Below are 19,734 nucleotides of genomic sequence, written 5' to 3' on the forward strand. Positions count from 1 at the left end.
TTGGGCGGCCGGTTGGTCGCCCTTTTTTTATGTTGATGACGTTCGTGGGTATTGTTGTCGGGTGTGGACTAACGTCAGGATTTTGATGCGCCCGTTGACTCGATAGACCAGTAGATAGTTTGGATTGACCACCATTTCCCGAGTGCCTGGTACTCGACCGGATCTGTAACCAAAGGGAATTGATGAAAGCCTTTGCGTTGCTGCACCCACCTTGCGCTGCAAAGCCGCTGAAGCGTTGGAATTGTGTTGTTCAATGTAATCGATAATGTCAGCCAGATCGTCCAGAGCCTGATCGCTCCATTCAAGCGGCAGTGCGTCGATTCTTGCGTTTCTCTTCTAATAATTGGTCGAGCCGCACCATGGCTTCCTCATGGGGAATGGCCGGGCGAGGATCATCCAGTGCAGCCTGCACCTTGGCACGAAACCAGCGATCGTAGCTCTCTGCCTCTTCTTCGGATTCGAACTCAGAATAAAACGGGGAAAGCAATATGCTCATATGACCTCCGTGATCAATTTCAAGCAGTCTAAGGGGGGAATAGGCCATTGTCGTCACTGGCAGACGATGCACCCCATGAGCCCTTGAGCAACCATGGGATAACGTAGCCCAGTATCTGCAAGTGCCCCCTTTAAATCTGCCAGACGTTTCCCCCCGTTGTCCGGTAATCTCGACCGCCGCTGTAGGCGTATTCCACCCATGCGTTTTTCAGGTTTTCAGGCTACAAATCCAGGTGCGCTTTCCTACAAATGCACTCAGAACGCGTACGGAATGCTCACCTTCGCCCAAAGCATTTCACCTTCGGGCCGGTTCTCCACATCAAATTCCTTGGCCCAGCGAATCTCTGCACTGGCGTACTTGAGAAAGGTGAAGTGCAGCGCCGGGCCAATCGCGAAAACCTTGCCACGCACGCCGTCATCGACGTCCTGCCCGGTAAACTGCACGGTGTGGCCGAACTGTTTGTCGTCGGTGGTTTGCTTGAGGTAGTAGCCGTTGACGCCGAGCATCAGGTCGTCGGTGATCTTGTAGCTGGCCGAATAATCGAAATGGAAGATCTGCCCGGACTTGTAGTCGGTGTCTTTGTTCTTCTCGTTGAAGCTGTAGGTGGTCTTCATCGAGACTTCGGTGCGTTCAGTCGGCAGCCAGGTGAACGAGAACAGCGGTTTGTAGGTGTAGAAATTGTTGCTGGTGTTGGCCAGCCGATCGACGCTGTATTCGCCGGTGGGCACAGTGACCTCTACGGCGGCGCCGAGGGTCAGTTTTTTGCCCATGTCCCACAGAATGATCGGTGCGAACGTTGTATCGCCCATGCCTTCGCGGGTGTCGCTCAAGCCAAACACCGAGACTTCCTGCTTCAACCACGGCTGGGCGATGTAACCGGCCAGACGCCCGCCGAACACACGCACCGGGCTTAAATAATCGAGACGCGGAATCACGGCCGTGGATTCGATTTCGACATTCGGCACCTTGCCGCCGAACGAGCTGATGTTGAGCTTTCGCGCCTTGTAGTGGTTGTAGTAGAGGTTGAACGCGACCATGTTCTCCGGAAGGCTGTCGACTTCCAGCGGCAACATGAAGAAACCGTCGGTGCCTGTGCCGATGTTGTCGACGCCGGCTTCGGTGGCGAGGGCGGGCAACGTCAGGGTGCAACCCGCGATGAAAAGGGCGAGCGGCAAGAAGGATGTTGCACGGTTCTGGCTCATGACTGTCCTCATTATTATTGTGATTGGGACCTGGTACCGGTCGCTCGGAGCGCCGGTACGCTAGAAATAAGCGTTTGGCGTACGTTGGGGCAGGGTATTGGCGGACACCGAGGGGGGCATCTGCGGACAGTCCGTAAACCTTGTGCTAACTTCTTTCGACATAACCGGTTACAAAAATAACAATCAAGCGTGATCCGGAATGTCAGCCCCCATGAACGTAAAAGTCCAAGACCCGACCTTCGAACTGGCGCTGGTCTCGCCATTTCTTTTGCAAACCCTCGCCGAAGTCGCGCATAACAAGGGCGTCGAGCCTGAAAGTCTGTGCCGTGGGCTGGGTTTTACCCTTGAGGATCTTCAGGATCCGGCGCAGCGGATTTCCTATCGTCAGGCGGTGGCGATGATTCAGCGCGCGCTCAAAGTGTTGCCCAATCAAGGTCTGGGGCTGTGGGTCGGCGCGCAAAACGTGCTTGGTACTTTGGGTTTGCTCGGGCATGTGTTGTCGCTGTGCAAGACCTTGCGTGATGCCTTTGCGCTGGGCATTCGTCATCAACACACCTCGGGCGGGATTGTGGTGTCCAGTGTCGATGTGGTCGGCGGGTGCGTGCATCTCGATGCCGAATGTCGCTTGCCGTTCGCCGATGTGCAGGTGTTCGCGGTCGAGGAGTTTTTCGCCAGTTTGCTGGTGTATGGCCGCGCGCTGGTCGGAGCGGAGTTCAAGGCGATTGCCGTGGAATTCGTGCATGCCGCGCCGGATTACCTGAGCGAATACCACCGCCTGCTCGGGCCGGAGGTGCGCTTCGGCTGCCTGCACAATCGCATGCTGATCGATGCGCAGTGGCTGGATGTGAATCTGCCCAATCATCATTCGCTGGCGTTGCGTCAGGCCGTTGCATTGCTGGAGCTGGAAGCGGCGCAGGTGCATCAGAAACTTGATCTGATTCAGGCTGTGGAGCGGGCGATTGCCCGGGATCTGAGTAGCGGCAGTCACATCGAAAAGATTGCCGGTGATTTGAACATGAGCAGCCGTACGTTGCGCCGGCGTTTGACTGAGCATGCGCTGACGTTTGAGGCGTTGCTGGAGCAGGTGCGGCAGGCGCGGACCCTGAGTCTGCTGGCTAATCCGGATATGCCGATCGAGCGGATTACCGAGGAAGTCGGGTACAGCGATGTGCGCAGTTTTCGTCGGGCGTTCAAGCGCTGGACAGGGTTGAGCCCGAGTGCGTGGCGCCAGGAAAGCGTTACAGCTATTTAAAAGATCAAAAGATCGCAGCCTTCGGCAGCTCCTACCCTGATCCCTGTAGGAGCTGCCGAAGGCTGCGATCTTTTGATCTTGCTTCAACCCCACAAACTGTCTGGCTACAGGTAAACTCCGCGCACTTTTTCAAGGAGTTCACATGAGTTACTACCAGCCGGGCATTCTCGCCACCCCAGTTCCTGCGCAAGCACGTCACCTGTTTTTCGCCCTTGAGTCGGTTGAAGCCCTGCCGCAGGCGATCGACAATCTGCTGAACCAGGTGGACGGCAAGTCGGCGGTGGTCGGTTTCGGCGAATCCCTGGTCAAGGCCCTCAACGTGCAGATTGACGGCCTGCGCAGCTTCCCGGCCATGACCGGCGTTGGCGTAGAAAACCCGTCGACCCAACACGCGCTGTGGGTGTGGCTGCACGGCGTCGACCGTGGTGAACTGCTCAACCGTTGCAACGCCCTCGAAGCCGCATTGGCCCCGGCCCTGCGCCTGGTAGAAATGCAGGAAGCCTTCCGCCACAAGGACGGCCACGACCTGACCGGCTACGAAGACGGCACCGAAAACCCGCACGACGAAGCCGCCATCGCCGCCGCCCTGCAAAGCTCAGGCACTGACGGCATGGTCGGCGGCAGCTTCGCCGCGATCCAGCAGTGGCAGCACGACCTCAAGGGTTTCCACAAACTGTCCGCCGACGACAAAGACAACATCATGGGCCGTCGCCTCAGCGACAACGAAGAGATCGACGACGCGCCGGTCTCCGCCCACGTCAAACGCACCGCGCAGGAAAGCTTTGCCCCTGAAGCGTTCGTCGTGCGCCGCTCGATGCCGTGGATCGAAGGTGATCGCGCTGGTTTGATGTTCCTCGCGTTCGGCTTCTCGCTGGATGCTTTCGAAGCGCAACTGCGCCGTATGAGCGGCCTGGAAGACGGCATCACCGATGGCCTCTATCGCATCAGCCGGCCGATCACTGGCGGCTACTACTGGTGCCCGCCGCTGAAGGATGGTCACCTCGATCTGCGCGCCTTGCGCATCGGCTAAAGGAAGAGAAATGAACGTGGTGCGCTGGGGCATGATTGGGTGTGGCAGCGTCGCTGAACGCAAGAGCGGGCCGGCCTTCTACAAGGCGCCCGGTTCGGCGTTGGTGGCGGTGATGGGCCGACGCCTGGAAGCCGTGACCGACTACGCCGCGCGCCACGGCATCGAGCGGGTTTACACCGACATCGATGCGCTGATCAACGATCCCGAGGTCGACGCGGTGTACATCGCCACGCCACCCGACAGCCACCACGCCTACAGCCTCAAAGTTGCTGCTGCCGGCAAACATTGCTGCGTGGAAAAACCCATGGCGCTGAATGCCGGGCAAAGCCGCGAGATGCAGCAGGTGTTTGCCGAGGCTGGTTTGCACCTGTTCGTTTCCTACTACCGCCGATCGTTGCCGCGTTTTGCGCAGGTGCGGCAATGGTTGGAGGAGGGGCGCATTGGTGAGGTTCGGCACCTGAGCTGGACGCTGACCAAGGCGCCGTCGCCGGCGGATCTCGATGGGCGCGATAACTGGCGTACCGATCCGGCGGTGGCCGGTGGCGGTTATTTCGCTGATCTGGCCAGTCATGGCTTTGACCTGTTCCAGTACCTGCTCGGCGACATCGTTGAAGTGGCCGGATTCACCGCACGTCAGGCCTGTTTGTATGCCGCCGAAGATGCCGTCAGCGCCAGTTGGCGGTTCGCTTCAGGTGCGCTAGGCATGGGCTGCTGGAGTTTTGTCGCGGATCGGCGCGAGGATCGGGTCGAGATCATCGGCAGCGTCGGGCGAATCGGTTTTTCGGTGTTTGATGAGCATCCCGTGCAATTGCATGCCGATGAACACATCAGCCTGGAGATTCCCCATCACGAACACATTCAATGGCATCACGTGCTGGGCATGAATGCGCATATTCGTGGCGATTCACAACATCCCGCAATCGCCGAACAGGCCCTGAAAACCGACTGGGTCATGGACCAGATCCTCAAGCGCCACTGACCTTACCGACCACACAAATCCCCTGTGGGAGCGAGCCTGCTCGCGAAGGCGGCGTGTCAGTCACCATCATTGCTGAAAGAAACACCGCTTTCGCGAGCAGGCTCGCTCCCACATTGGGCAGTGCCTCGTCGCGTCTAAGGTTATGCCCAAACAATATTTCTCAACCTCGTCATAACAACTCTAAGATCACGTCATAACTCGTTATAACAAGTGATCCCGTGATGACCGATAACGTTCTCTCCCTCAGTAGCGTCCCGTTGCACACCCAACTGCGCGACGTCCTCCGTGCGCGCATTCTCGACGGCGAATACCCGCAAGACAGCCAGATGCCCTCCGAAAGCGAGCTCGGTGCGCTGTTCAAAGTCAGCCGCATCACTGTGCGCCAGGCGCTCGGCGATCTGCAAAAGGAAGGGCTGATCTTCAAGATCCACGGCAAAGGCACCTTCGTCGCCAAACCGAAAACCTTTCAAAACGTCAGCAGCCTGCAAGGCCTCGCCGAGTCCATGACCGGACGCGGCTACGAGGTGATCAACCGCCTGCGCAGCTTCAAATTCATCCCGGCTGACAAGCGCGTCGCCGAGCGTTTGCAAATCGCCGAGGGCGAGATCGTTACGCAGATCAAACGCGTGCGCCTGATCAATCGTGAACCGATCTCGCTGGAAATCACCTACCTGCCCAAAGCCGTCGGCGAGCGACTGGAGAAGGCCGATCTGGTCACCCGCGACATCTTCCTGATCCTCGAAAACGACTGCGGCATCGCCCTCGGTCACGCTGATCTGGCCATCGACGCGGTGCTCGCCGACAGCGACCTGACCCAGGCGCTGAACGTCGAAGCCGGCTCGCCGATCATGCGTATCGAGCGGCTGACCCACGACGCGCAAGGCCAGCCGCTGGACTTCGAACACCTTTACTACCGTGGCGATGCGTTCCAGTACCGCCTGCGGATCGACCGGCAAAAAGGGGAGCAGGCATGACCCGCAACGTTCTCGAACAGGAATACGACATCGTCGTCATTGGCGGCGGCACTGCCGGCCCGATGGCCGCGATCAAGGCCAAAGAAAAGAACCGCGATCTGCGCGTGTTGCTGGTGGACAAGGCCAATGTCAAACGCAGCGGCGCGATCAGCATGGGCATGGACGGCCTGAACAACGCGATCATTCCCGGCCACTCGACGCCTGAGCAGTACACCAAGGAAATCACCATCGCCAACGACGGCATCGTCAATCAGGCCGCCGTTTACGCCTACGCGACGCACAGCTTCGAAACCATCGAACAGCTTGATCGCTGGGGCGTGAAGTTCGAAAAGGACGAAACCGGCGATTACGCGGTGAAAAAAGTCCACCACATGGGCGCCTACGTGCTGCCGATGCCGGAAGGGCACGACATCAAAAAGGTCCTTTATCGCCAGTTGAAACGCGCCCGGGTGAGCATCACCAATCGCCTTGTCTGCACGCGGTTGCTGACTGACGAGGAGGGCACCGTCAACGGTGTGATGGGCTTCGATTGCCGCACCGCTGATTTCCATGTGATCAAGGCCAAAGCGGTGATTCTTGCCTGCGGTGCTGCCGGGCGCCTCGGCTTGCCGTCCTCCGGTTATCTGATGGGCACCTACGAGAACCCGACCAACGCTGGCGACGGTTACGCGATGGCCTATCACGCCGGCGCTGAACTGGCTAACCTCGAGTGCTTCCAGATCAACCCGCTGATCAAGGACTATAACGGCCCGGTCCTGCGCCTACGTCACCGGCCCGCTGGGTGGCTACACCGCCAACAACAAGGGCGAACGCTTCATCGAGTGCGACTACTGGAGCGGGCAGATGATGTGGGAATTCCACCAGGAACTGGAGAGCGGCAACGGTCCTGTGTTTCTCAAACTCGATCACCTCGCCGAGGAAACCATCCAGAACATCGAGGAAATCCTGCACAGCAACGAGCGCCCGAGTCGTGGCCAGTTCCACGCCAATCGCGGCACCGATTACCGCACGCAAATGGTCGAAATGCACATTTCCGAAATCGGTTTTTGCAGCGGCCACTCGGCGTCCGGTGTGTGGGTCAACGAACGTGCCGAGACTTCGGTGAAAGGCTTGTATTCGGCGGGCGACATGGCCGCTGTGCCGCACAATTACATGCTCGGTGCCTTCACCTACGGCTGGTTCGCCGGGCACAACGCGGCGGATTTTGTCGCCGGCCGCGAGTTTTCCGCGCTGGATGCCGAGCAGATCGAAAAGGAAAAAGCCCGGGTCTACGCACCGCTGGATCGCGAACACGGCCTGCCGCCGGCGCAGGTCGAGTACAAGCTGCGGCGCTTCGTCAACGATTACCTGCAACCGCCGAAAGTCACCAAGAAGATGCAGATCGGCCTGCAACGCTTCAGCGACATCGAACGTGATCTCGAGCAGATGAAGGCCAACAACGCCCACGAACTGATGCGCGCCATGGAAACCAGCGTGATTCGCGACTGTGCCGAAATGGCCGCCCGCGCTTCATTGTTCCGCGCTGAAAGCCGTTGGGGCCTGTACCACTATCGCGTCGATCACCCACAGCGCAACGACAGCGAGTGGTTCTGTCATTGCCATTTGAAGAAGGGCGAGGACGGCCAGATGACCAGTTTCAAGAAAGCCGTCGAGCCTTACATTATCCCGCTCGATGCTGAAGAAATGCAGGCTTACGACCGTTTGCGGGTCGGCGCTTTCGCCGCTTGATGCACCCCTAAAAAGAGAGTCCGGACCATGGCCTATCAAGCTCAGGAAATCTTCTTCCGCTCCAACGCCCCCGTCACCGTGGACGAGGACAAATGCATTGCAGAAAAGGGCTGCACCGTGTGTGTCGACGTTTGCCCGATGGATTTGCTGGCGATCAACCCGGCGACGCAGAAGGCTTATATGGCGTTCGATGAATGCTGGTACTGCATGCCGTGCGAAAAGGATTGCCCGACGGGTGCCGTCAAAGTCGACATCCCCTATCTCCTGCGTTGAAACCCGATCCCCTGTAGGAGTGAGCCTGCTCGCGATAGCGGTGTGTCAGTCAGCACATCAACATCTGGAAAACCGCTATCGCGAGCAGGCTCACTCCTACATTTGAACTGTGACAACCCAAAGCCATCCGGCAAACCCCGGACGCTGAATTGAAAAACACCCCTCGTTTCCCACCGCGCCCTGATCGCGGCGGAGACGAACTCAAATAAATGATTCGAGGGGAAACAACCATGTTGCGTGCAGCAATCGCCGGTCTGGTACTGGCTTCGTTCACTTTGTCGGCCTCGGCCGAAACCATCCGCATCGCCATCGGCACCCAGGACACCACCATCAACTGCGCCGCCGGCGGCTTGTTGATTCGTGAACTCGGTCTGCTCGACAAGTACCTGCCCCACGACGGCGCCTACAAAGACGCCAAGTACGACGTGCAGTGGAAGAACTTCACCAGCGGCGCACCGCTGACCAACGAGATGGTCGCCGGCAAACTCGACTTCGGCGCCATGGCTGATTTCCCCGGCGCATTCAACGGCGTCGCGTTCGAAACCGCCGGCAAACACAGCCTGTTCATCAGCGTGTTGTCGGGCAGCATCAAGGGCAGCGGCAACGGCATTGTCGTGCCGAGCGCATCGGGTGTGCAGTCGCTGAGCGAGCTCAAGGGCAAGACGATTTCTGTGCCGTTCGCCTCCACCGCCCACGGCATGTTGCTGCGTGCGGTGGCGGCACAGGGCTGGGATCCGCTCAAGGATGTCAACATCATCGCCCAGCCGCCGGAAGTCGCCGGCTCGGCGTTGCAGGCCGGCAAGATCGACGCCCACGCCGATTTCGTGCCGTTCGCCGAACTGTTCCCGAGCCGAGGTTTCGCGCGCAAGATTTATGACGGCGCCCAGGCCAATGCGCCGACTTTCCATGGTGCGCTGGTGGATCAGGCTTACGCCAAGAAGTACCCGGAGATCGTTGTCGCTTACCTGCGGGCGAGTATCGAGGCCAATCAGTTGCTCACTGCCGAGCCTGAGAAGTACAGCGAGCTGATCGCCAAAGTCACCGGCGTCGATGCCGAGGTCAATTACCTGTTCCACGGCCCGCTCGGCGTGCAGACCCGCGACCTGAGCTGGAAGCCGGAATATCGCCAGGCGGTCGGCACGGCTATCGATACGTTGAAGCTGCTGAAGAAGGCTGATCGCGGGCTCGATCTGAATACGTTTATTGACGATCAGTACATCCGTGCGGCGTTCAAGGCGTCGAACCTGGATTACACGGCGCAGTTGGCCAATTACGCGCAGACGCCGTTGAAGACTACCGGTAAAGCGATCACTGACTTCAGCCACGTTGCCGAAATCTGGGTGCGCGGTGAGAGCAAGGTGCGGCAGTACGCGTCTGCGCAAGAGGCGTTCGCTGCACTCGCCGCATTGAAGCAGGAAGGCAAAACCATTCGCGCGGTGTATGCGCAGGCCAGTGACAGCGGGATCAAGTTGCTCGCGGAGCAGGCGTGGTTTGCCAGCGATGCGAAGGGACGGTTGAGTGCGTTTTTGCTTAAGGGGCAGGCTCAGCAATATGCCTCGGCACAGGGTGGCAAGGTTTTCGATTTCACCGATGCCACTGCCCAGGCTGTTGCTGCTCGCTGATGAAGATCAAAAGCCCCTCACCCTAGCCCTCTCCCGGAGGGAGAGGGGACTGACCGCGGTGTTTTGGCAAGGTACGCCGACCTGAAATACCGAGCCGAACTCAGGTTCTGAAAAGCATGAAGATCGGCTCCTTCTTGAGCCGAACTCAGGTTTGAAAGGCATGAAGATCGGCTCCCTTTCCCCCTCGCCCCCCTTGGGGGGAGAGGGCTGGGGTGAGGGGGGTAAATCTCAGCCATCACACAGATCCAGAACCGGAAACCCGCTCGATGAAAACACCCATCCGCTGGACATCAAGAGCCACATCCTTGCTGCTCTGCCTGCTGTTCTGGCAACTCGCCGCCAGCCACCACTGGAACCTCGGCCTGGTCACCTTCGCCAACGTGCCGACACCTGTCGCGGTTATCGAGGCAGCATTGGGCCTGGGCGATTCCGGCAAGCTCCTTCAACACCTGACCGCCAGCCTCAGCCGCGTCTTCGCCGGCTACCTCGCTGCGCTAGTCATCGGCATCGCCCTCGGTCTGGCCATCGGCCGTTCAAAATGGGCCGAAGACCTGCTGCTGCCCCCACTGGAAGTCCTGCGCCCAATCCCCGCCGTGGCATGGATCCCACTGGCGATCCTGATGTTCCCGTCCTCGGAACTGTCGATGGTCTTCATCACCTTCACCGGCGCGCTGTTCCCGATCCTGCTCAACACCGTGCACGGTGTCGAAGGTGTCGATCCACGGCTGATCGCCTCAGCGAAAAGCCTCGGGGCAGGGCGCCGCGCGATCCTGCTGGAAGTGATCTTGCCCGGCGCAGCGCCAAGCATCATCACCGGCCTGGCAATCGGCATGGGCACTTCGTGGTTCTGTCTGGTCACGGCGGAAATGATCTCCGGCCAGTTCGGCATCGGTTACTACACCTGGGAGTCCTACACGATCCAGAACTACGCCGACATCGTCGTCGGCATGTTGCTGATCGGCGTGCTGGGCATGGGCAGCAGTCTGCTGATCAAACGTCTGGGCGGGTTGTTCACGCCCTGGCATCGACCGCGAGGAAAAGCCTGATGAGCGTGATGCAAACCCCGGAAGGGCGGATCGACATCCGCCAGTTATCCATCGTCCTCGGCGCTGGGCGTGAGGCGTTCGAGGCGGTACGGGAACTCGATTGCCAGATTGAACCGGGCCAGTTCGTGTGCATTCTTGGCCCGTCCGGTTGCGGTAAATCGACCTTGCTCGGCGCCTTGGCCGGGCATCTGAACGCGCATGCCGGGAGTCTGAAAGTCGATGGCGCTGCGGTGTCCGGCCCGTCACCGCAGCGCGGCATGGTGTTCCAGCATCACACGCTGTTCCCGTGGCGCACGGTGCGTGACAACGTTGCGTTCGGCCTGAAGATGCGCGGCATCGGCAAGGCCGAACGTCATCGCGCCGCCGACGAAATCCTCAAACTGGTCGGCCTCGAAGGTTTCGCCGAACGCTGGCCCGATCAGCTGTCCGGCGGCATGCAGCAACGCGTCGAGATCGCCCGAGTGCTGGTCAATCGCCCGCGCCTGTTGCTGATGGACGAGCCGTTCGGCGCACTGGATGCGCTTACCCGTTTGAACATGCAGGAACTGCTGCTGGACATCTGGACGCGCATCCGCACCACCGTGGTCTTCGTCACCCACGACATCGACGAGGCGCTGTTCCTCGCCGACCGCTTGCTGGTGATGAGCGCACGACCGGGGCGAATCATCGAAGACTTGCGCCTGGATTTCGCCCGGCCACGCGCCAGCGAACTGGTCACCAGTCCTGAATTCTCCCGGCTCAAACGCCACTGCCTCGACCTGCTGCGCCACGACAACGACCGACCGCTGCCGCGTCTCAATCCGCTCGGCCTGCCTCCCGAAAACCCTTTGCCGCGATTTGCCCTATGACCTCTATTTTTGCTGTGACCGATAACCAAGACATTCTCGATCTGCAACCGCGCCTGACTGCTGAAGATGCTGGCGTGCGGCGTATTGCGCTGATTGATCTGGCAGATCTGGAGGAGCCCGATGGCTTGCTCTGGCTGGTCGATCGCCTCGGCCAGGATCCCGCTGAAGACGTCCGCGCCGAAGCCGCGCGGTTGCTGGAGGCTTGGGAAGATGAGGACGTCGTGCAAGCGTTGTGCGAGGCGCTGACCGACTCGTCGCCCACCGTGCAATCCGCTGCTGCGCAGAGCTTGAGTCTGCTCAAGACGCAAGCAGCGGGGCGGGTGATTCTGCCGTGGACCGATCATGCCGACGTCAGCGTGCGCATCGCGGCGTTCCGCGCCTTGCGCGAATTGCGTTTCGCCGACGCCGCACCGGCTGCGTTTTCCGCGCTGAACGATGCCGACGCCAGTGTTCGTCGTGAAGCCGTGGGCGTGCTCGGCTGGCTCAAGCAGCTCGACGCATTACCGGCATTGGCGCGGTTGGCCAGCGCTGACCCCGACACCGAAGTGCGCCGCGCCGCCACCGGCGCTTTGGGCCTGGCCTCCAGCGCCGAAGTCCTCCCGGCCCTGCGCCAGGCCTTGCAGGACAACGCCTGGCAAGTGCGCGAGGAAGCCGCCACGACGTTGGGCAAAGTTGGCCACCGCGATGCCGGCCCGGCGTTGGTCGAAGCGCTGAGCGATGACTACTGGCAAGTGCGCCTGCGCGCTACCCGCAGTCTCGGCCGTTTGCAATTTGCCCCGGCACTGGACGCGCTGATTGAAACCCTCGGCCATCGCATCAGCAACCTGCGCAAAGAAGCCGCGCTGGCCTTGGGCGAACTGAATGATCGCGGCGCCGTGGCCGCGTTGCAGGCCGCGCAGGACGATGGCGACCCGGAAGTGCGCAAAGCCGTGCGCATTGCCTTGAGTCAGTTGCAATGAACCCGCTGTCGGTGGCGAATTCGCAGAGCGAAGGGACGCTACGATTGAGCTGGCCGGACGGCCGCGAGCAACAGCTCAACCACGCCGAACTGCGCCGCCAGTGCCCGTGCTCGCAGTGCCGCGCGTTTCGCCTGAAAGGGCTGACGCCGCTGGTCGATGACCGCATACGCCTGATTGAACTCAACCCGCAGGGCTATGGCGTGCAACTGGTGTTCAGCGATGGTCACCAGCGCGGCATCTACCCGTGGGCCTATCTGGCAAACCTCAACCCCTGATCCACCACCTCCCCCTGTAGGAGTGAGCCTGCTCGCGATAGCGGTATGTCATTCAACAATGATGTTGGCTGATCCACCGCTATCGCGAGCAGGCTCACTCCTACAAGGGGATTTGTGCAGTTCCTGGGGTTATTGCGCAGCTGTCATCGAAGGCCGGCAGCCATGAAAAATATCCAGCCCCGGCTGATACAACGAGGTCTTCACCTCAAACAACCCCAGCACCGAATGAAACAGGTTGTCGTGGCTCAGATCCGCCTGCCCGGTCTTGCCTTGCAGGCAGCCGCGATCAATCCCCTCACTGGCGAGCGTGCCGTCGCCGAACCACATCACCATTGGCACATGGGTCTGCGCTTCAGGTGCCAGCGCATACGGCGCAGCGTGCAGATACAAGCCGTTCTCACCCAGCGATTCACCGTGATCGGAGACGTACACCATCGAGGTGTCCAGCGAGTCCTGATTACGCTTGAGCAGCTCGATGACCTTGGCGAGGAAATGGTCGGTGTACAGAATCGTGTTGTCGTACACGTTCACCAGTTCATCACGGCTGCAACTGCCCAACTGGTTGGTGTGGCAGATCGGTTTGAAGTGCTCCCTGTCTTTCGGGTAGCGCTCGTAGTATTCCGGGCCGTGGCTGCCATCCGCATGCAGGACGATGATCGCGTGGCCCTTGAGGCTGTCGATGTAGCTTTGCAGATCGGCCAGCAGCGCTTCGTCGAGGCAGTTGTTGCCATCGCAGAACGGCCCCGGCTGGTTCTTCGAAATATCGCGATGCGGTACGCGCAGGCAGGTGCCTTTGCAGTCGCTGTTGTTGTCCAGCCACAGCACTTGCACGCCTGCACGCTGGAGGATGTCGAGCAGGCCCTCGTAGGTTTTGCCTTTCTTGTCGCTGTAATCCTTACGCGGGAACATCGAGAACATGCACGGCACCGACACCGCCGTCGACGTGCCGCAGGAGTGCACCTGGGTGAAATTGAGGATGTCGAGTTTGCTCAGTTCCGGATTGGTCTCGCGCGCATAGCCGTTCAGCGAAAAGTGATCGGCGCGGGCGGTTTCCCCGACCACAAACACCATCAGCGATTTCTTCTCGCGGCTCGCAGCCTTGGCGCTCATCACCGCGTCTTCGCCGATGGCCTGCACGACAAGGTGCTTTTTGATGCCCAAGCGTTGCTTGGTGTATTTGCTGATCGCGTAAATGTAGTTGGTCGGGTTGATGAAGTGGGTGAGCTTGTCTTCTTCGCGAAAGATCGGCGCGTAGGTCGAATAGAACGCGCCCACTGACGCGGCGATCACCAGCACACAGGCGATGATCACCAGAATCTTGTTGAGCAAGCCGCGAAAGAACGGCCGATAACTCACCGGCCAACGCCAGATCAACGCGGCCGGCAACACACCGAGCACCAGCAGGTAAGCCAGCAGCTTGCCGTTGAACAGCGCAGTGGCTTCGGCGGGGTTGGTTTCGAAGACGTTCTGCATCATCACCGTGTCGATGGCGATGCCGTATTCGTTCATGAAATACGCGGCACACGCCGAGAGCAGGGCGATCACGGTGAGCACCGGTTTCAGTGTCCAGCGGAACGACACCAGGGTCAGCAGCAGGGTGATCGCTGCCCACAGAAACAGCCCGAATGAGGCGAAAAACGCCACTTTGTGCGCGCCTTGCAGGGTGATCAGTGTGCCCAGCGCCTTCCAGGTCGCCAGGTTGTACAACGCCACCAGCGCCAGGGAAAACAGCAGCACCAGCCGGGTAGGAGTGATGGACGGTAAACGCAGTCCGTTGCCCAAAGCCATGTCAGACATTCCTCTACATGAATGAAAACCACGCTGTTGCGCGGGTAACTGTAGAAGAACGTTAGTAAAAAATTCGTAAACATCCTGTAACAACTACCGAGTGCCATTGCTGTAGGAGCAGCCGCAGGCTGCGATCTTTTGATCTTGCCTTTAAAAAACAAAATCAAAAGATCGCAGCCTTCGGCAGCTCCTACAGTGGGATTTCGGTGGGTCAGAAGGATTTGCTGACGCTGGCGACAACGGTGGCGGTGCAGACGTCTTTGAAGCCCCAGTTACTCAGGCACTGGCTCTGCGACAGGTCGGTGTCGATATAGCTCAACCCCATCACCACGCCGGCCAGATTGTGGGTGAGTTTGACTTCCCATTCTCGGTACGACTCTTCGGCGCTGTCGGACGCCGAGTACAAATGCGCATCCTTGAAATCCATATTGCCGTAACGCAATTTCAACCCCGAGTCGTAAGGCAACTCGGTTTCATAACCGATGTAGCTGTACAGCGAACTCTGCTTGCTATCGATCCCCGGCGCATCACTGGAGTAATACGCCGCCAGTTTCACCCCATAAACCACGAGAATCCCGTAGACCTCGCTCTGGTTGAACTGGCTTTCCTTGGGGTAGGCATACTTGATGTAGCCCAGATCGAGGCTGACCTCGTCGGTCGCCTGCCATAACCAGCCGCCGTAGTAATCGACTTCCTGCCGGGTTTTCAGGCCGTCGCCGAAATCGACGTTGGAACTCCAGGCGCCGAGGTACAGACCGCTGCTGTGGGCGAGGGTCAGACCGGCCTGTACGGCGGGGTCATTCTGGGTTTGCGAGATGCCCCGGGTGCGGTAGTCGCTGGCCAGGGTCAGGTCGACCAACAGCGCAAAGTCATCGTTCAAGGGGATCGCTTGGCTGCTCAACGGCAGCAGACTGAAAAAACTCAGGGCGAACAGGGGCAAGGCTTTCATGTGAAGTCCCGATGTTGTGATTATTTTTGGGCGGTACGAAAACCTTGTAGGAGTGAGCCTGCTCGCGATAGCGGTGTGTCAGGTGTCGATGTGTTATCTGACACACCGCTATCGCGAGCAGGCTCACTCCTACAAAGGAAAGATTGTGTTGTTATTGGGTGGCGGTATAGACCTGACGGCCGCCGAACCAGGTTTGCAGGACTTGGGTGTCATGCAGGGCTTTGTTGTCGACGCTGAACACGTCGCGATCGAGCACGATAAAATCAGCCTGCTTGCCCGGCGTCAGCGAGCCGATCTGTTTCTCCAGGCCAATCGTGCGCGCCGCGTTGACGGTATAGGCATAGAACATCGTGTCGCGGTCCAGACGCTCATCGGCGTTGAGCACACCCAACGGGCCGACCCGAGTAATCGCCTGGGCCATGGCGTTGAACGGATTTGGCGTCGATACCGGCCAGTCACTGGCGCCGGCAATCGTCGCGCCTTGTTTGAGCAGCGAATGCGCCGGGTACTGGTAGCGAAAGGCGAGGGCGCTGACGTAGGGCTTGATCATGTCGGTGGTGTAGTCGTCGGCGCTGGCCCACAGCAGTTGCATCGAGGCGATGACGTTGAGCGGTTTGAAACGGGCGAACTCTTTCGGATTGACCATTTGCAGGTGAGTGATCGAATGGGTCACGCCACTCTGGCGATCCTTGCGCGCCTGAGCGATGCCGTTCAGCGCTTCACGCACGGCGCGGTCTCCGATCGCATGGATATGCACTAGCCAGCCGCGCTGATCAATGGCGCTGACCAGTTCGCCGAAATGCTGCGGATCGATCAGCAGTTCGCCTTGTTTGTGCGAGTTGCTGTACGGATCAATCATCGCCGCGCTCTGCGCCGGGAACTCGATCACGCCATCGGCGAAGATCTTGATGCCGGGCAGGCTCAGGTTGGGGATGCCCTGAAATTGCTGACGCACCTTGTCCAGCGTATCAAGGTCGGCGGGCACACTTTTCGGGTTGGCCACCAGCAGCGCGGCGACGTGGACGCTCATGTCGCCGCTTTCCGACAGCGCTTTATAAGCCGGTAGCACGCCGACGGTTTTCTCGGTCGGTTTGAGCGCGAATACTGCTTCGCCAGGTGCGGCGTTGGCGGCCGGGTCCATCCACGCGGTGATGCCGAGGCTGTTGTTGTAGCGCACTGCGGATTTCGCGGCGTTCAACATGTCGGCGGGGCTCGGCACCGGCATTTTCGAGGCGACTCGATCCCAACCGGCGTCGACCACAAAGCCGTTGGGCTCTCCGCTCGCCAGTTTACCGATGGTGTCTTTTTCCGCGTCGGGCAGGGTTTTCAGCAGGGTCGCATCAATCCCGGCGCGCTTGAGCATGACGTTGTTGGCCCATGCGGTGTGGTGGTCGCTGCCGATAAACACCACTGGCACATTGGCCCATTCGCCGCTGTTGAAGGTTTCGCCCAAGGCCTCGGCTTGCGCCCAATAAACCGAACTCATGCCGGCAATGCTCAGCACATCGCCGTGTTTGGCCTTGCCGTCTGCACGCCAGTCGCGCAGACGCTTTTGCAGTTCGTCGAGGGCGACGACTTCGTCTTCCATGTTCGCCGAGACCATTTCCAGTCCGCCGAAAATCGCGTGGGAATGGCTGTCGATCAGGCCGGGCATCAGCGCTTTGCCCTTGAGGTCGATGACTTGGGTGCCGGGTTCGATCAAGGCTTTGATCTGTGCGTCGGTGCCGACTTTCAGCACTTTGCCGTTTTCTACGGCGAGGGCTTGCACCTTGGGTTGCGTGCGGTCGGCGGTGAAAATCTTGCCGTTGAGCAGCACCAGATCGGTGGTGGCCATGGCTTCCATCGAGGCAAAACTAACAGCGGCTACCAGCAGACTCGGGATGAATCTTTTCATTGAAGATTTCCTTGTTATTGCGTCTGATGGCGAGATTAGTGGTTGGCAACGGCGGACAGAACGCCTCCCTCACGAAAAACGTTTTTGCCTGAATGGAAAAAGTATGGACAAGTTGGGCGCATTGAAAATGTTCGTGGTTACTGCGCAGCTCGGCAGTTTCAGCCGTGCCGCCGAGCAGTTGGGCAAAACCCCGTCGGCGCTGACCAAAGCGGTCAATCACCTGGAGTCGGAGCTGGGCGCACGGCTGTTCGAGCGCAGCACGCGGCGGATTCTGCTCACCGAAATTGGCCGGGTGTACCTGGAAACTGCGCGGCTGGTGTTGCAGCGGCTCGATGAGGCCAGCGAGGAAATCGAGCAGTTGCAGCACGGCTTGCGCGGCAGCCTGAAAATCACCGCACCGCTGGCGTATGGGCGGGCGTTTCTCGATCAGGTGTGTGACGGCTTTTTGCAGCAATACCCGCAGATCAGCCTGCAAGTGGACCTGTGCGATGCGTTCGTCAATCTGCTGGAAAGTGGTTATGACCTAGCGTTGCGCGAAGGTCACGATGACTTGCCGGGGCTGATTGCGCGGGTGGTCGGCAGCAATCGCCTGGCGTTGTGCGGCAGCCCGGAGTACTTGGCGCGCAAGGATTTGCCGGTGAACCCGCAAACCCTCGAACAACATGAATGGCTGCTTTACCAGCATCCGCTGCTCAGTCGCGAGTTCTGGTGGGCCGAGCGCGACGGGCAGCGCCTGAGCCTGGCGCAACCGACGGCGCCGCGATTGCGCAGTGATAATTACGATTTGTTGCTGGCCAGTGCTTTGGCCGGGCGTGGTTTGCTGCACACGCCGCTGTGGAGCGCCGCGCCGTACATTGCCGACGGGCGACTGGTGCGGGTCATGGCGGATTACGAGATCGATCCGGATACTTTCGGCCCGCACATTCTGGCGGTGTATCCGAGCCATCGGCGGGCCACGGCGAAGGTTGTCGCCTTCATCGATTACATCTCGGCATTTCTCGCCGAACGCGGCCTGAGCTAACGCCACAACCCCTGTAGGAGCTGCCGAAGGCTGCGATCTTTTGATCTTGCCCTTAAAAAACAACATCAAAAGATCGTCCGATCGCGGCCCGAGCCTTCGGCAGCTCCTACGTCGGCCTAGGCCGACTGGCGGCGCTTGTCAGGAAAATCCTACAGGAGTACAAATGTACTCCATGACCAATCTGACTCCCCGCCGTACCGCCATCCTGACCTTTATCCGCGATCGAATCGCCGAACACGGTCAGCCCCCAAGCCTCGCTGAAATCAGCGAGGCTTTTGGTTTTGCCTCGCGCAGCGTGGCGCGCAAGCACGTGCTCGCGCTGACCGAAGCCGGTTTTATCGAGGTCAATCCGCATCAGGCCCGCGGCATTCGCCTGCTCGGGCAGCCGCCGCGTCCGGAACTGCTCGACATCCCCGTGCTCGGCCGCGTCGCTGCCGGTGCGCCGATTGGCGCCGATGCCGACATTCATAGCCGCTTGCTGCTCGATCCGGCGCTGTTCTCCCGCACACCCGATTACATGCTGCGGGTGCAAGGCGATTCGATGATCGAGGACGGCATCCTCGACGGCGATCTGGTCGGCGTTCGACGCAATCCCGAGGCACTCAACGGCCAGATCGTCGTGGCGCGGCTCGACGGTGAAGTCACCATCAAACGCTTCGAACGGCTCGGCGATGAAGTGCGCCTGTTGCCGCGCAACCCGGCGTATCGGCCGATTGTCGTGCGTGACGATCAGGATCTGGCCATCGAAGGGGTGTTCTGCGGTCTGGTGAGGCAAGGCTGATGGGCGCCGTCGTTGCGTTGGATACGCTGTTCAATGGCGGCCAGGTCTGGAAAGGCCGGCCTGCGCCACCGGCCGCCAGCCCGCAACCGACCGGGCATGCGGCGCTGGACGCGGCACTGCCCAGCGGTGGCTGGCCGGAAGCGGCGCTGAGTGAAATTCTTCTGGCCGGCCCCGGTGTCGGCGAGTTGCAACTGGTCTGGCCGACGCTGGCGCGGTTGGCGGCGGCGGGCGAGCGTATCGTGCTGGTGGCGCCGCCGTTCGTGCCGTACCCGCAGGCGTGGGCAAACGCCGGGGTCGATCTGCGCCAGTTGTCGGTGATTCAGGCCAGTGAACGCGATGCCTTGTGGGCAGCGGAACAGTGTTTGCGTTCGGGCAGTTGCGGCGCCGTACTGTGCTGGCCGCACAAGGCCGATGACCGCGCGTTGCGGCGTTTGCAGGTGGCGGCGGAAACCGGCCAGACCCTGGCGTTTGCCTGGCGGCCGTTGAGCGAAGCGGTCAACCCGTCACCGGCGGCGTTGCGCATTGCCATCGATGCCAAACCTGCGCAGTTGCGCGTGCTCAAGTGCCGTGGCGGACTGGCGCGTGCGGCGCCGATTGCCTTTGCCGTGGGTCACTGA

The 19,734-nt window shown here is 60.1% G+C and carries 19 protein-coding genes and 1 pseudogene; 14 read left to right on the plus strand and 6 right to left on the minus strand.

Annotation, left to right across the window (positions count from 1 at the left end):
* Positions 1-27: 27 nt before the first annotated feature.
* The 3 genes from ACOYXE_RS05565 to ACOYXE_RS05575 all read right to left on the minus strand — a co-directional run bounded on the left by ACOYXE_RS05565 (position 28) and on the right by ACOYXE_RS05575 (position 1,698).
* Positions 28-321: a type II toxin-antitoxin system RelE/ParE family toxin gene (locus ACOYXE_RS05565; protein WP_405124203.1), complete on the minus strand. Its 294-nt coding sequence runs from the start codon at positions 319-321 to the stop codon at positions 28-30.
* The gene (gene relB, locus ACOYXE_RS05570) at positions 302-496 is read right to left on the minus strand and encodes a type II toxin-antitoxin system RelB family antitoxin (protein WP_160058358.1); all 195 of its coding nucleotides are present in this window, start codon (positions 494-496) and stop codon (positions 302-304) included. Before relB ends, ACOYXE_RS05565 begins: the two co-directional genes overlap by 20 nt.
* Positions 497-750: 254 nt before the next feature.
* Positions 751-1,698, minus strand: a complete 948-nt coding sequence (locus ACOYXE_RS05575) for a SphA family protein (protein WP_160058356.1) — start codon at positions 1,696-1,698, stop codon at positions 751-753.
* 211 nt (positions 1,699-1,909) lie between these two features.
* Between ACOYXE_RS05575 and ACOYXE_RS05580 the strand changes: the two genes are divergently transcribed.
* The 11 genes and pseudogenes from ACOYXE_RS05580 (at position 1,910) to ACOYXE_RS05630 (ending at position 12,684) form a co-directional block, all read left to right on the plus strand.
* Positions 1,910-2,950, plus strand: a complete 1,041-nt coding sequence (locus ACOYXE_RS05580; RefSeq protein ID WP_160058354.1) for an AraC family transcriptional regulator — start codon at positions 1,910-1,912, stop codon at positions 2,948-2,950.
* Between the two features lie 142 nt (positions 2,951-3,092).
* Positions 3,093-3,980, plus strand: a complete 888-nt coding sequence (locus tag ACOYXE_RS05585) for a Dyp-type peroxidase (protein ID WP_160058352.1) — start codon at positions 3,093-3,095, stop codon at positions 3,978-3,980.
* Between the two features lie 10 nt (positions 3,981-3,990).
* A complete protein-coding gene (locus ACOYXE_RS05590) occupies positions 3,991-4,959 on the plus strand; it encodes a Gfo/Idh/MocA family protein (protein ID WP_405123465.1) in 969 nt (322 codons plus the stop codon).
* Positions 4,960-5,180: 221 nt separating this feature from the next.
* The gene (locus ACOYXE_RS05595) at positions 5,181-5,933 is read left to right on the plus strand and encodes a GntR family transcriptional regulator (RefSeq protein ID WP_405123466.1); all 753 of its coding nucleotides are present in this window, start codon (positions 5,181-5,183) and stop codon (positions 5,931-5,933) included.
* Positions 5,930-7,661, plus strand: a pseudogene (locus ACOYXE_RS05600) (fumarate reductase/succinate dehydrogenase flavoprotein subunit). The gene ACOYXE_RS05595 and the pseudogene ACOYXE_RS05600 overlap by 4 nt, the downstream one beginning before the upstream one ends.
* A 27-nt stretch (positions 7,662-7,688) precedes the next feature.
* Complete coding sequence (locus ACOYXE_RS05605) at positions 7,689-7,934, plus strand: 4Fe-4S dicluster domain-containing protein (protein WP_003225615.1); 246 nt, start codon at positions 7,689-7,691, stop codon at positions 7,932-7,934.
* A gap of 209 nt (positions 7,935-8,143) precedes the next feature.
* Positions 8,144-9,556, plus strand: coding sequence for an ABC transporter substrate-binding protein (locus ACOYXE_RS05610; protein ID WP_460928126.1), 1,413 nt, complete (start codon positions 8,144-8,146; stop codon positions 9,554-9,556).
* A gap of 266 nt (positions 9,557-9,822) precedes the next feature.
* The gene (locus tag ACOYXE_RS05615; protein ID WP_160058344.1) at positions 9,823-10,602 is read left to right on the plus strand and encodes an ABC transporter permease; all 780 of its coding nucleotides are present in this window, start codon (positions 9,823-9,825) and stop codon (positions 10,600-10,602) included.
* Positions 10,602-11,450 carry an ABC transporter ATP-binding protein gene (locus ACOYXE_RS05620; RefSeq protein ID WP_160058342.1) on the plus strand — a complete coding sequence of 283 codons (849 nt, stop codon included), beginning with the start codon at positions 10,602-10,604 and terminating at the stop codon, positions 11,448-11,450. The genes ACOYXE_RS05615 and ACOYXE_RS05620 overlap by 1 nt, the downstream gene beginning before the upstream one ends.
* Positions 11,447-12,409 (plus strand): HEAT repeat domain-containing protein, encoded by a 963-nt coding sequence (locus tag ACOYXE_RS05625; protein WP_160058340.1) that lies wholly within the window; start codon positions 11,447-11,449, stop codon positions 12,407-12,409. Before ACOYXE_RS05620 ends, ACOYXE_RS05625 begins: the two co-directional genes overlap by 4 nt.
* Positions 12,406-12,684 (plus strand): DUF971 domain-containing protein, encoded by a 279-nt coding sequence (locus tag ACOYXE_RS05630; protein ID WP_160058338.1) that lies wholly within the window; start codon positions 12,406-12,408, stop codon positions 12,682-12,684. The genes ACOYXE_RS05625 and ACOYXE_RS05630 overlap by 4 nt, the downstream gene beginning before the upstream one ends.
* Positions 12,685-12,813: 129 nt before the next feature.
* On the opposite strand, the gene ACOYXE_RS05635 is transcribed toward ACOYXE_RS05630, so the two are convergent.
* The 3 genes from ACOYXE_RS05635 to ACOYXE_RS05645 form a co-directional block, all read right to left on the minus strand.
* The gene (locus ACOYXE_RS05635; protein WP_460928129.1) at positions 12,814-14,472 is read right to left on the minus strand and encodes a phosphoethanolamine transferase; all 1,659 of its coding nucleotides are present in this window, start codon (positions 14,470-14,472) and stop codon (positions 12,814-12,816) included.
* A 211-nt stretch (positions 14,473-14,683) separates the two neighbouring features.
* The gene (locus ACOYXE_RS05640) at positions 14,684-15,421 is read right to left on the minus strand and encodes a TorF family putative porin (protein ID WP_460928131.1); all 738 of its coding nucleotides are present in this window, start codon (positions 15,419-15,421) and stop codon (positions 14,684-14,686) included.
* Between the two features lie 151 nt (positions 15,422-15,572).
* Positions 15,573-17,315 (minus strand): amidohydrolase, encoded by a 1,743-nt coding sequence (locus ACOYXE_RS05645; protein ID WP_160058332.1) that lies wholly within the window; start codon positions 17,313-17,315, stop codon positions 15,573-15,575.
* A gap of 103 nt (positions 17,316-17,418) precedes the next feature.
* Here ACOYXE_RS05645 and ACOYXE_RS05650 point away from each other — a divergent pair, with 103 nt between their 5' ends.
* From ACOYXE_RS05650 to imuA, 3 genes are all read left to right on the plus strand, one after another.
* On the plus strand, positions 17,419-18,336 hold the full coding sequence (locus ACOYXE_RS05650; protein ID WP_460928133.1) for a LysR family transcriptional regulator: 918 nt from the start codon (positions 17,419-17,421) through the stop codon (positions 18,334-18,336).
* 163 nt (positions 18,337-18,499) lie between these two features.
* A complete protein-coding gene (lexA, locus tag ACOYXE_RS05655) occupies positions 18,500-19,117 on the plus strand; it encodes a transcriptional repressor LexA (RefSeq protein ID WP_064120653.1) in 618 nt (205 codons plus the stop codon).
* Positions 19,117-19,734: a translesion DNA synthesis-associated protein ImuA gene (imuA, locus tag ACOYXE_RS05660; protein ID WP_160058329.1), complete on the plus strand. Its 618-nt coding sequence runs from the start codon at positions 19,117-19,119 to the stop codon at positions 19,732-19,734. Before lexA ends, imuA begins: the two co-directional genes overlap by 1 nt.

The sequence above is a fragment of the Pseudomonas sp. MC6 genome (assembly GCF_054790575.1).

Bases quoted from the DNA above. Each gene is read 5' to 3' on its own strand.
- ACOYXE_RS05645 (WP_160058332.1), bottom strand. From the start codon at position 17,315: ATGAAAAGATTCATCCCGAGTCTGCTGGTAGCCGCTGTTAGTTTTGCC.
- ACOYXE_RS05640 (WP_460928131.1), bottom strand. From the start codon at position 15,421: ATGAAAGCCTTGCCCCTGTTCGCCCTGAGTTTTTTCAGTCTGCTGCCG.
- ACOYXE_RS05625 (WP_160058340.1), top strand. From the start codon at position 11,447: ATGACCTCTATTTTTGCTGTGACCGATAACCAAGACATTCTCGATCTG.
- ACOYXE_RS05615 (WP_160058344.1), top strand. From the start codon at position 9,823: ATGAAAACACCCATCCGCTGGACATCAAGAGCCACATCCTTGCTGCTC.
- ACOYXE_RS05605 (WP_003225615.1), top strand. From the start codon at position 7,689: ATGGCCTATCAAGCTCAGGAAATCTTCTTCCGCTCCAACGCCCCCGTC.
- ACOYXE_RS05650 (WP_460928133.1), top strand. From the start codon at position 17,419: ATGGACAAGTTGGGCGCATTGAAAATGTTCGTGGTTACTGCGCAGCTC.
- ACOYXE_RS05620 (WP_160058342.1), top strand. From the start codon at position 10,602: ATGAGCGTGATGCAAACCCCGGAAGGGCGGATCGACATCCGCCAGTTA.
- ACOYXE_RS05610 (WP_460928126.1), top strand. From the start codon at position 8,144: ATGATTCGAGGGGAAACAACCATGTTGCGTGCAGCAATCGCCGGTCTG.
- ACOYXE_RS05575 (WP_160058356.1), bottom strand. From the start codon at position 1,698: ATGAGCCAGAACCGTGCAACATCCTTCTTGCCGCTCGCCCTTTTCATC.
- imuA (WP_160058329.1), top strand. From the start codon at position 19,117: ATGGGCGCCGTCGTTGCGTTGGATACGCTGTTCAATGGCGGCCAGGTC.
- ACOYXE_RS05590 (WP_405123465.1), top strand. From the start codon at position 3,991: ATGAACGTGGTGCGCTGGGGCATGATTGGGTGTGGCAGCGTCGCTGAA.
- lexA (WP_064120653.1), top strand. From the start codon at position 18,500: ATGTACTCCATGACCAATCTGACTCCCCGCCGTACCGCCATCCTGACC.
- ACOYXE_RS05635 (WP_460928129.1), bottom strand. From the start codon at position 14,472: ATGGCTTTGGGCAACGGACTGCGTTTACCGTCCATCACTCCTACCCGG.
- ACOYXE_RS05630 (WP_160058338.1), top strand. From the start codon at position 12,406: ATGAACCCGCTGTCGGTGGCGAATTCGCAGAGCGAAGGGACGCTACGA.
- ACOYXE_RS05580 (WP_160058354.1), top strand. From the start codon at position 1,910: ATGAACGTAAAAGTCCAAGACCCGACCTTCGAACTGGCGCTGGTCTCG.
- ACOYXE_RS05595 (WP_405123466.1), top strand. From the start codon at position 5,181: ATGACCGATAACGTTCTCTCCCTCAGTAGCGTCCCGTTGCACACCCAA.
- ACOYXE_RS05585 (WP_160058352.1), top strand. From the start codon at position 3,093: ATGAGTTACTACCAGCCGGGCATTCTCGCCACCCCAGTTCCTGCGCAA.
- relB (WP_160058358.1), bottom strand. From the start codon at position 496: ATGAGCATATTGCTTTCCCCGTTTTATTCTGAGTTCGAATCCGAAGAA.